Origin of the sequence: Photobacterium lutimaris (genome assembly GCF_003025555.1) — a bacterium.
GTDB classification, from domain to species: domain Bacteria; phylum Pseudomonadota; class Gammaproteobacteria; order Enterobacterales; family Vibrionaceae; genus Photobacterium; species Photobacterium lutimaris.
The window spans coordinates 24,122-33,720 of the sequence record NZ_PYMH01000025.1; the positions used below are offsets into that span (position 1 = coordinate 24,122).

6 protein-coding genes and 5 tRNA genes are annotated in these 9,599 nt (G+C 52.2%); all 11 read right to left on the reverse strand.

The window, feature by feature from the left end:
- Positions 1–51: 51 nt before the first annotated feature.
- Positions 52–1,617, reverse strand: a complete 1,566-nt coding sequence (gene gshA, locus C9I99_RS26280; RefSeq protein WP_107351794.1) for a glutamate--cysteine ligase — start codon at positions 1,615–1,617, stop codon at positions 52–54.
- 173 nt (positions 1,618–1,790) lie between these two features.
- Positions 1,791–4,655 (reverse strand): M16 family metallopeptidase, encoded by a 2,865-nt coding sequence (locus C9I99_RS26285; RefSeq protein WP_107351795.1) that lies wholly within the window; start codon positions 4,653–4,655, stop codon positions 1,791–1,793.
- Positions 4,656–4,667: 12 nt separating this feature from the next.
- Positions 4,668–5,099: a YqaA family protein gene (locus C9I99_RS26290; RefSeq protein WP_107351796.1), complete on the reverse strand. Its 432-nt coding sequence runs from the start codon at positions 5,097–5,099 to the stop codon at positions 4,668–4,670.
- A 118-nt stretch (positions 5,100–5,217) separates the two neighbouring features.
- Positions 5,218–6,348, reverse strand: a complete 1,131-nt coding sequence (locus C9I99_RS26295; RefSeq protein WP_107351797.1) for a sodium ion-translocating decarboxylase subunit beta — start codon at positions 6,346–6,348, stop codon at positions 5,218–5,220.
- 8 nt (positions 6,349–6,356) lie between these two features.
- The gene (gene oadA / locus C9I99_RS26300) at positions 6,357–8,144 is read right to left on the reverse strand and encodes a sodium-extruding oxaloacetate decarboxylase subunit alpha (protein ID WP_107351798.1); all 1,788 of its coding nucleotides are present in this window, start codon (positions 8,142–8,144) and stop codon (positions 6,357–6,359) included.
- 68 nt (positions 8,145–8,212) lie between these two features.
- The gene (locus tag C9I99_RS26305) at positions 8,213–8,464 is read right to left on the reverse strand and encodes an oxaloacetate decarboxylase subunit gamma (RefSeq protein ID WP_107351799.1); all 252 of its coding nucleotides are present in this window, start codon (positions 8,462–8,464) and stop codon (positions 8,213–8,215) included.
- Between the two features lie 505 nt (positions 8,465–8,969).
- A tRNA-Arg gene (locus C9I99_RS26310) sits at positions 8,970–9,046 on the reverse strand.
- Between the two features lie 47 nt (positions 9,047–9,093).
- Positions 9,094–9,170: transfer RNA gene (locus C9I99_RS26315), tRNA-Arg, on the reverse strand.
- A gap of 50 nt (positions 9,171–9,220) precedes the next feature.
- Positions 9,221–9,297 (reverse strand) — tRNA-Arg (locus tag C9I99_RS26320).
- 51 nt (positions 9,298–9,348) lie between these two features.
- Positions 9,349–9,425, reverse strand: a tRNA-Arg gene (locus C9I99_RS26325).
- Positions 9,426–9,475: 50 nt separating this feature from the next.
- A tRNA-Arg gene (locus C9I99_RS26330) sits at positions 9,476–9,552 on the reverse strand.
- Between the last annotated feature and the right edge of the window lie 47 nt (positions 9,553–9,599).

A 9,599-nucleotide genomic window follows, 5' to 3' on the forward strand; every position in this document is an offset into this window, starting at 1 on the left:
ATCATCCCTGCGAAATTAATTATCGGGCAGCAAGGTCGCTGCCCTCTTTTTTTATTTTATATCCGCGAAATACGCATCAAGAAAGGCATCAAAAGACAGCTCATCGCTATTTTCTATCTGCTTTTGCCGTTCAACCGATTCCGCCGCTTCCTGCTCAAAAATATCCGAAGAATAGAACTGGTACTGACGCTCATTCAACCTTGCGGCATGATCGGCAGCCAAGCTTTTGCCTACCGAACCGATACCGTTATTGTCACGGATAGCATTAAGCAACTGTGCCGACAGGGTCAGCTCAGGCTGCTCAATCCACGTCTGCAGACGAGCCAATGTCTCTTGATAAGCATCGGAGCCAGCAGCGGTATCCATTGCCTTGGCAACGTCAGCCAGCTCGGCAAAGACACGGGTACCCCAGTCCCGAAGCGACAGGCGTTCACCGTTACAACCGATCTTCAACATCAGTTCCGGGTTGCGGCCATCGAGAACCACACGGTTCCAGTTATCACGCCAGCACGCCAGCTCCGCGTCATCCATCGATGCCGATGGCGACAGTACCGCCCAAGTCAGGAACATATCCAAGAAACGCACCTGATCGGCCGAAATGCCGATTGGGCTAAATGGGTTCACGTCCAGTGAGCGTACTTCAATATATTCGACTCCACCACGGCTCAGGGCCTCTGATGGCTTCTCGCCACTTTGGGCAACACGCTTAGGTCGAATAGGGGCATACAGCTCATTTTCGATCTGCAATACGTTGTCATTCAACTGGCGGTATTCACCGTCGACTTTGACCCCAAGCTTGGCAAACTCGTTCGATGGTGTGCGGATCGCCTTTTTCAAGCCATCCAAGTATTGATCCAAACCATTGAAGCCAATCTTCAGCGAACTTTGCTCATGGTTGGTGTAACCCAAATCGCTCAGGCGCAGCGCCGTTGCGTTGGGCAAAAAGTAAGTGCCGCAGCCGATCTGTTCGAAATCCAGCTTCGACTCGGTATTCTCAAGGAACGATCCGCACAGTGCCGGTGATGCACCGAACAGGTAAGGGATCAACCAGCCAAAGCGGTAATAGTTGCGGATCAATCCGAAGTAAGCATCGGAGACCGCATCCTGTCGGGCTTGCTCTGATTGTTCGCCAAACAGCGAGTCCCAAAAACTATCCGGGAAAGAAAAGTTAAAGTGTACCCCGGAAATAACCTGCATAATGCTGCCATAACGGCGCTTGAGGCCCTCGCGGTACAGGGTTTTCATCTTACCGTTGTTTGAGCTACCGTACTGGGCCAGGGTGATTTCGTCTTGATCACCGACCATGCAAGGCATCGACATCGGCCAGAGTTTTTCATCCCCCAGTTTGCTGTAGGTAAACTGGTGGATATCACTTAGCTGTGACAGCAGGTGATCCACATCCTGAGAAACCGGCGTAATAAATTCCAGCAATGGCTCGGCAAAATCTGTCGTCACCCATTTGTTGGTCAATGCTGATCCCAGCTCTGCCGGATGGGGTTCGCCGGAAAGCTTTCCGTTCGGAGTAATACGCAGGGCTTCACGCTCAAGACCTCGCCCCAATTGGGTCAGGGCATCAGGATTAGCTGCAACTTTTTGCAGCCTTTGTGAAAAATCCATTACTGTGATTCTCAATCTTCAACAACTCAGTCCGGTAGATTAATCATAATTGATACTGATTACCATGATTATTGCATCGAAACTCTTTTACCTATGAGTAACAATCACCGATAGCGGAGCATTGGTAAAATACACGTTAAATAAAAAGCCGGCACAAGGCCGGCTTTCATCGGTTACATATTTGGTGACAGCGCCCTGATCGGCAGACCGAGGGTCTCGAGCTGTGGCCTCAAACTGGCAGCATCACCGACCACGATGATCTGGTAATCAGCCGGGTCAAACCACTTTTCCGCCAACTCATCGATGCGCGCCTTGGTAATAGAGGCAACGATTTCATTGCGGGTATCAACAAAGTTTTCCGGCAAAGAGTAGGTCAAGATCTGGCCCAGTAACTGCGCCTTCTTGCTTGGGGTTTCATAATTCAGGGCATCTTTCTGTCCCACCGCCAAGCGCATGAAGCTCAGCTCTTCGTCCGTCACCCCTTCCCTTGCCATTTTTTCAAGCTCAGCCAAGAATTCCTTCACCGAAGGCAATGTCGCATCAGCCCTTACCTGAGCGTAATAAACCGATAAGCCGACTTCCTTGCCACCGCTCTGATAGCCACCAGCACCGTAGGTATAACCTTTGTCTTCGCGTAAATTCAGGTTAATCCGACTATTGAAATTGCCCGCAAGGTTAAAGTTAGCCAGCTGGGTTTCATAAAGTTCGCCGGTTGCATCGAACGGCAGGCCTTGACGTGCCAAGCGGATCACCGTCTGTGGTGCCCCAGGCTTGTCCACCAACCACACGGTTTGCTTGGGCAGTATCGGTAAATCTGGCGTCACATATGTCGGTTCAGGCATGCCCTGCCAATCAGCCAGGAAGCCAAGCGATGCATTTAGGTGGGCCTTATCGATATCCCCCACCACCACGATATCAGCGCCATTCGGGGTGTAGTAACGGCGGTAGAAGGCTTTAACATCATCAAGAGTAATAGACTCGAGCGAGGTTTTGGTCCCCTCCGGCGGTAAGCTAAATGAGGTACCACCAAACAAGACTTCGCGGGTTGCCTGTCCGGCCAACCAAGCGGGACGCTGGTGTTCATAAATGATCCCTTCCAGAGCCTGTTGCTTCACGCGAGCAAAATCGGCGGACTCAAACGCCGGCTCAAACAAACGTTCTTTCATGATATCGAGTGTTTCCGGCAAATTCTTCGTCAACGATGTCAGCGACACTACCGTGCCATACTTGCCTGCCGAGAAGCTGACCGTACTGCCTAGGCGGTCCAAGCGGGAAGACAGCTCTTCCACTGTTGATACCTGCGATGCCTCGGCCATCATGCTGGCCGTCAGCTTGGCTAAACCAGCCTTGCCTTGCGGCTCAAAACGGCGCCCTGCCGGTACCACCATCTGGATCTCAACTGTCGGTGTTTCGCGGTACTCGGTGCCCAGCACCTTGATGCCGTTAGCCAATTCGAACTGGTACAAATCCGGCATAACCGCTTCAACGGGCGAGGACGACTGCGGCATCACCGTACGGTCAAAGTCATCGACCGGTACGCGCATCTGCTGCTGTAATTTTTCCTCAGAGACTTTGGTGTATTCCGGAATAATACGCGGCGGCGGGGTAAAGTTCGATTGCGCCGCCTCGATACTGGTGCGCCCTTTTGGTACCACACTCAATGTCACGTTCGGATGCCCGTTGAGGTAGCGCATATACGCCTGCTCCATACTCGCCGTTGTGACCGTACGCAAGTTAGCCAGCTCGGCCTTGAGGTAACCCGGGTTATCGAAGAACGTTTCATAGGCAGCAAGCTGCGACACTTTACCGCTGACACTCTGAAGACCGAAAATAGCGTTAGCCTCAACCATTCCCTTGAGCTCTTCCAGCTCCTTGGTCGACACACCGCGCTGCTCCAGTCCGTCGAGAATGGCGGTCACTTCTGCGCGCAGCGTCTTCAGATCACCCGCTTTGCCACTTTGACCAATGGCATAAACATACATAGTACACGCCAACTCGGCACAATCATGGAATGCGCCCGCATCGACGACCTTGCCGGTTTTCACCAGATTCTGGTACATCAGGCTGTTTTTACCGCCACCGACAACCCGGGCCAGCATGTCGAGCGAGGCTTCATCATCGGCACCGTTGTATGACGTTGGCCACGCCATCAGCAACATCGGCTGCTGGATCTTGTCTTCCAGCGTCAGGTACAGATCATTTTCCAGTGTCACTGGCTGCTTGGCCGGCTTTTCGACCTCCGGTCCGCGCGGGATTGAGCCATAGTATTTGTTGACCCATTCAAGCGTCTGCTCAACGTCGATATCGCCACCAATGGTCAGGGTGGCATTGTTAGGGCCGTACCAGCGCAGGAAGAATGCCTTGAGATCGTTCACGTCTACCCGATCAAGATCTTCAATATAGCCAATGGTCTGCCATGAATAAGGATGGGTACGCGGGAACAGTGCTTCACCCATACGCTCATACACCAAGCCGTAAGGACGGTTTTCGTAACGCTGGGCTCGCTCGTTCTTCACCGTCGACCGCTGGATCTCAAACTTACGCTGCGAGACGGCACCCAGCAGGAATCCCATACGATCCGCCTCCAGCCACAGGATTTTCTCAAGCTGGTTGGCCGGTACGGTTTGGAAGTAGTTGGTCCGATCACGGTTGGTCGTGCCATTTAGTGTGCCACCGGCTTCGGTGATCAGCTTGAAATGCTCTTGATCGCCAACATGCTCCGAGCCTTGAAACATCATATGTTCGAAGAAGTGGGCAAATCCTGATTTACCCAGTTCCTCGCGGGCAGAGCCGACATGGTAGGTCATATCAACATGCACCAGAGGATCCGATGTATCCTCATGCAGCACCACGGTCAGCCCATTGGCCAGTTGGTATTTAGAATACGGGATAACCGGTGTGTCAGATGACGCCCCAGGTTTGACTTGTTCGACGAATGTTACCCCTTGCGGTAACTCGGGCGCCCCGGCCTGTTCAGACTGTAGTTGGCTACAGCCTGCCAGTGAGATCAGCGCAATCCCCACTATCCACTTATGCACTCAATGCCTTCCTTATAGTAAACCTTGGACCAGCAAAGCCAGTACGGTATAACGCGCCGCTTTTCCAATCATAATGATGAAAAAGCTGAGCCAGTGGCGCATCCGAAGCCAGCCTGCGGCCAAACACAACGGATCACCGATCACCGGTAACCAGCTGAAGAATAACGACCAGTAGCCGTATTTTTGTAGCCATAGTAATGCTTTATGACCGTGTTTTTCGTTAGAAGTTTTATCTGGCAGCAACCTTCCCAGCCAATAATTGGTCATGCCGCCCAAGGTGTTGCCGATTGTCGCGACGACAACGACCAACCAAAGCGCGTTATCCCCCAACTTTATCGTGGCAATGAGATTGGCCTCGGACCCGCCGGGCAACAGGGTCGCACTCAAAAAACCGGTGGTAAATAAGACCCATAGGGCTGATTCACCATTAAATAACTCTAGCATTGATCATTCTAGTTGATTGGTATGGTTGCTGTACCTTACCCGATCTCATGGCAAAAAAAACGGGCAATCCCAAAGGTTGCCCGTTTTAAAGTGTTGCGATATTTTGCTGCCAGGCGAGTTAACCCGCCAAAGCCAGCAGAATACCGGCCGCTACAGCCGAGCCGAGTACACCGGCAACGTTTGGCCCCATCGCATGCATCAACAAGAAGTTCTGTGGATTCGCTTCCAGGCCGACTTTGTTTACCACCCGGGCTGCCATCGGGACAGCCGATACCCCAGCGGCACCGATCAACGGGTTGATATCTTCTTTGCTAAAGCGGTTGAGCATTTTAGCCATCAGCACGCCACCACCGGTGCCGACACTGAAGGCGACCGCACCCAGCACCAAGATCCCGAGGGTCTCGACGCGCAGGAACTGCTCGGCCGCCAGTTTGGAACCAACCCCCAGGCCCAGCATGATGGTTACGATATTGATCAGCTCGTTCTGCACGGTATTTGACAAGCGATCGACCACACCGGATTCACGCATCAAATTACCGAGGCAGAACATCCCAACCAGCGGCGTCGCCGTTGGCAGGAACAAGATGGTCATCAGCAGAACAGCCAGCGGGAACAGGATCTTCTCAGTCTTGCTCACGTCGCGCAGTTGCTGCATCTTGATCTGGCGTTCTTCCGGCGTCGTCAGTGCTTTCATGATCGGCGGCTGAATAATCGGTACCAGCGCCATGTAGCTATAGGCCGCGACGGCAATCGCACCGAGCAAGTCAGGTGACAACTGGCTGGCCAGGAAGATCGCCGTCGGGCCATCCGCACCACCGATAATGGCAATCGAGGAAGCATCAGCAAGAGTAAATTCCATCCCCGGTACCGCATTTAGCAAAATGGCACCGAATAAGGTAAAGAAGATCCCGAACTGGGCTGCCGCACCGAGCAACAAGGTTTTCGGGTTGGCAATCAGCGCCCCGAAATCGGTCATTGCCCCTACCCCCATGAAGATCAGCAGCGGGAAAACACCCGTTTCGATCCCGATGTAGTAGATGTAATACAGTAAACCACCCGGTTCGGTGAAGCCTGCATTGGGAATATTGGCCAAAATCGCACCAAAGCCCATTGGCAGCAACAACAAGGGTTCGAATCCCTTGCGGATCGCCAAAAACAGCAGGCCGCCACCGATCAGCATCATAAACAGCTGACCGAGCTCAAAATTGGCAATACCAGTCTCGTTCCAGAGAGTTAATAATCCGTCCATGGTTCCCTCTATGCCAAACTCAGGATCGGCGAACCGACGGCTACTGAATCACCTTCCTTGACATGAAGATCTTGCACGGTACCGCTGCGGGCAGCACGGACTTCGGTTTCCATCTTCATCGCTTCGAGGATCACTAGGACATCCCCTTCAGAGACCTGCTGCCCTGGCTGGACATTGATCTTGAAGATGTTGCCAGCCAGCGGTGCAGGTAAATCTTCTGCATTGCTTGCCTGTGGTGCCGCGACAGGCGCAGAGGCATTGGTGGCCGCAGGCTCAACCGAAGTAAGCTCACCGCTTGGCCCCACTTCGACGTTGTAAACCTGACCATTCACCTTCACGCTGTATGCTTCTACCGTGGCGGCTGTACGGGTGACTGGAGCGGGTTGCTCAGCGGCAACTTCCGGCTCACTCCCCGGTGCAGGCTCAAAGGCCTCTGGGTTGTTACGGTTCTTAAGGAAATTCAAACCGACCTGCGGGAACAAGGCATAGGTCAGTACATCATCAACCTGATCTTGGGCCAATTCGATCTTGTCAGATTTTGCCTTGGCCAGTAAATCCGTCGTTAATACGTCCAGCTCAGCGTCGAGCAAATCTGCCGGACGACACGTAATCGGCTCGCCACCGTCAAGCACGCGCGCTTGCAGCTCCGCATTGACCGGTGCTGGAGCCTTGCCGTATGCGCCTTTGAGAAGACCGGCAGTTTCCTTGCTGATGCTCTTATAGCGCTCGCCTGTCAGGATATTCAATACCGCTTGGGTACCAACAATCTGCGATGTCGGTGTGACCAGCGGGATAAAGCCCAAATCTTCGCGCACACGTGGGATCTCTTCCAGAACTTCATCAAAACGATCCGCGGCACCTTGTTCTTTGAGCTGACCTTCCATATTAGTCAGCATCCCGCCTGGTACCTGGGCCAGCAAGATACGGGCATCGACCCCTTTGAGGCTACCTTCGAACTTCGCATACTTTTTGCGTACTTCGCGGAAGTAGCTGGAAATCGGCTCCAGCTGTTGCAAATCCAGTTTGGTATCACGCTCGGTCCCTTCCAGCATAGCTATCACGGTTTCGGTTGGCGTGTGGCCGTAGGTCTGGCTCATTGAGGAGATCGCGGTATCAAGGATATCGAGCCCGGCTTCTACTGCCTTAACAGCCGTAGCCGTCGAAAGACCGGTGGTCGCATGGCAGTGCAGGGCCAACGGAACATCACAGGAAGCTTTAATGCGCTTGACCAGCTCTTCCGCTTCATACGGCTTAAGCAAACCGGACATGTCTTTGATACAGATTGAATGGCAACCAAGATCTTCCAGCCGTTTGGCCAAATCGGTCCAGGTATCAAGGTTGTGAACCGGGCTGGTGGTATAGGAGATCGTGCCCTGGGCATGTGCGCCAACATCGACGGCGGCCTTGACGGCTTTTTCAAAATTTCGGACATCGTTCATCGCATCAAAAATACGGAAAACATCCATTCCGTTGGCGTGGGCTCGCTCAACAAACTTCTCGACCACATCGTCAGCATAGTGACGGTAGCCCAGCAGGTTCTGACCGCGCAGCAGCATCTGCATCGGGGTTTTCGGCATCGCTTGCTTGAGCAAACGCAGACGCTCCCACGGATCTTCGCCCAGATAGCGAATACAGGCATCAAACGTTGCGCCGCCCCAGGTCTCTAACGACCAATAGCCGACATCATCTAACTTCTCGGCAATGGGCAACATATCTTCAATGCGAAGACGGGTAGCGAATAACGACTGGTGGGCATCACGTAACACAACGTCAGTGATCGCTAATGGCTTGGACATGCTCACAAACTCCTTGTAAAAAATACTTCCTAAAAATCACAATCTCATAGCAGCAGCAATGCTGCCGCTTACGCCTTCTGGTCGCGGTAGCGATGTACCGCTGCGGAAATAGCAGCAACAACCTCTGGCTGGATTCCATTGTGATTAACGGCAACTGGTGATGGCTGGCGAGATGCCGGCGCATTCGGTGTCTCTTTAGGCGCAATTTTGGCCAACAGCTGCACTAAATAGATCAAAGTACTGAGAAACAAAAAAACCACGACCATACCGGTAGCCATGATCGTCGCCGCTTCCCACAGCAAAGGACCTAAATCTGCCATAATGCTTCCTTTCATTCATTTTTAATAGGCGGGTTAACAAATACCACGTTAAGTAATTTTATGTCAAACTGATTAACAATAAGCCAATCAATGGCGGATATTTGGCTTTTTTCTGAGGGTTTGATCGTAAAATTACAAAATCCCGCTTAACCGTCAGTGAACCTACACGTTTTTGTCACTGCCGATATCTCCTCACTATCAATACTTACGTTTACGTAAACGTAAGTATTGATAGTTCAAATAATCAAAGTTCTTGTTTTATTAATTACAGTAACCGCTTCAGGGCTCTGAGACTAAGACTAGACAAAGCTATCTCCTTGTCCTTTCAGCACTTTTATGCCGCTTGCGAACAGTCAATATAACTGGGGGTAGCATCGCTCTGTATTTACAGCAAAGGAAATAAAATCAATCAGAACGAAGATTTGGTGAGCCTAGAGAAGTGGCAGTGGTATAGCAGAAAGTACAGTTATAAAAAAAGCCCAGCCGAAGCTGAGCTTTTAAATAATGGCGCGCTCGGGAGGATTCGAACCTCCGACCGCCTGGTTCGTAGCCAGGTACTCTATCCAGCTGAGCTACGAGCGCGCAAAATCTTTTTTACCGTATCGCCTATTGGCAATACATTGAAATAATGGCGCGTCCGGGAGGATTCGAACCTCCGACCGCCTGGTTCGTAGCCAGGTACTCTATCCAGCTGAGCTACGGACGCACACTAATTCGGTTTTATAGTACCGCCTTGCGGCAGTACGTTGTCAATGATGGCGCGCTCGGGAGGATTCGAACCTCCGACCGCCTGGTTCGTAGCCAGGTACTCTATCCAGCTGAGCTACGAGCGCACACTTAATTCGGTTTTATAGTACCGCCTTGCGGCAATACGTTGTCAATAATGGCGCGTCCGGGAGGATTCGAACCTCCGACCGCCTGGTTCGTAGCCAGGTACTCTATCCAGCTGAGCTACGGACGCACACTAATTCGGTTTTATAGTACCGCCTTGCAGCCGTACGTTGTCAATAATGGCGCGCTCGGGAGGATTCGAACCTCCGACCGCCTGGTTCGTAGCCAGGTACTCTATCCAGCTGAGCTACGAGCGCGCAAAATCTGTTTGGTTAGGAAACACCTAACGACCAATGCGTTTCCG